This window comes from Kitasatospora sp. NPDC058492, from assembly GCF_042720685.1.
Classification (GTDB): Bacteria; Actinomycetota; Actinomycetes; order Streptomycetales; family Streptomycetaceae; genus Kitasatospora.
In genome coordinates this window covers 1-1,300 of sequence record NZ_JBHXMU010000168.1, presented here as the reverse complement: position 1 = coordinate 1,300, position 1,300 = coordinate 1, and the positions used below count along the sequence as shown (strand labels likewise).

At 69.4% G+C, this 1,300-nt stretch carries 1 protein-coding gene; it reads left to right on the top strand.

Annotated elements, in window-relative coordinates; translation table 11 throughout:
- The first annotated feature begins 138 nt into the window (after positions 1-138).
- Complete coding sequence (locus tag ACFWPI_RS39690) at positions 139-1,260, top strand: IS30 family transposase (RefSeq protein ID WP_380381130.1); 1,122 nt, start codon at positions 139-141, stop codon at positions 1,258-1,260.
- The last annotated feature ends 40 nt before the right edge of the window (positions 1,261-1,300 follow it).

Genomic DNA, 1,300 nt, shown 5'->3' with positions numbered 1-1,300 from the left:
CTTAGGTTCTAGTGGTTGTCGCAACACCCCAGTTCAGGGGATGCGATGGACTTCAAGATCCGCAAGGACCGGACGGCTCAGGGGCCGCGGAAGCTGCGTAGGGAGCGGGAGGAATACTTCCGCCTCGTGCAGCAGGGACTGAGCAACAGGGAAGCGAGCCGGCTCGTCGGCGTCCACGAACGGACCGGACGGGAGTGGCGAAACGGCCGGACGGACCCGAAGCGGTACCGGGCGCCCGCTCATGCTGAGCGGGCGCCCGTCTCCACGGGTCCGTCCAGATTCCTGTGCGAAGCCGACCGCATCCACATCGCCGACCGGCTGCGGGAGAAGGCGACAGTTCGCGCGATCGCGGCCGAGCTGGGCCGGAGCCCGTCCACGATCAGCCGGGAGATCCGACGCAACTGCCACCCCGAGAGCGGCCGTTACCGGCCCCACGCCGCCCAGGCCCGGGCCGACGCCCGCCGGCCTCGACCGAAGACGGGGAAGATCGGCGAGAACGCCGAGCTGCGGAACTTCATCCAGGTCCACCTGGACAAGAAGTGGAGTCCGGAGCAGATCTGCCACGCTCTACGCAGAACCTTCCCCGAGCGGCCGGAGATGCACGTGGTCCCCGAGACGGTCTACCAGGCCCTCTACGTCCAAGGCCGCGGCGAACTGCGCCGCGAGCTGGCCGGTGCTCTGCGCTCCGGACGCGCGCGCCGCAGACCGCACCGCCAGGCCAACTGCCGCCAGCCGCGTTTCACGCATCCCATGGTCATGATCAGTGAACGGCCCGCCGAGGTGGAGGACCGGGCGGTACCCGGCCACTGGGAGGGCGATCTGATCATCGGCAAGGGCGGTGCCTCCGCGATCGGGACCCTGGTCGAGCGGGCCACCCGCTACGTGATGCTCCTGCACCTGCCGAACGGCCGCGCCGCCGAGCAGGTCCGCGAGGCCCTGGTAGACACCGTCCAGGCCCTGCCCGGCCACCTGGTGAGGTCGCTGACCTGGGACCAGGGCGCCGAGATGGCCGCCCACGGCTCGTTCACCGTCGCCACCGGTGTCCCGGTCTACTTCTGCGACCCCGCCAGCCCCTGGCAACGCGGCTCGAACGAGAACACGAACGGCCTGCTGCGGCAGTACTTCCCCAAGGGCACCGACCTGTCCGTCCACGACCCGGAACACCTCACGGCGGTCGCCACCGAGCTCAACGGCCGCCCACGCAAAACGCTCGACTGGGAAACCCCAGCCGAGCGCCTGCATAAACTGCTCGCGGCCTGATCAAACCGACCACGTGTTGCAACGACCCCTAGAAACCGCC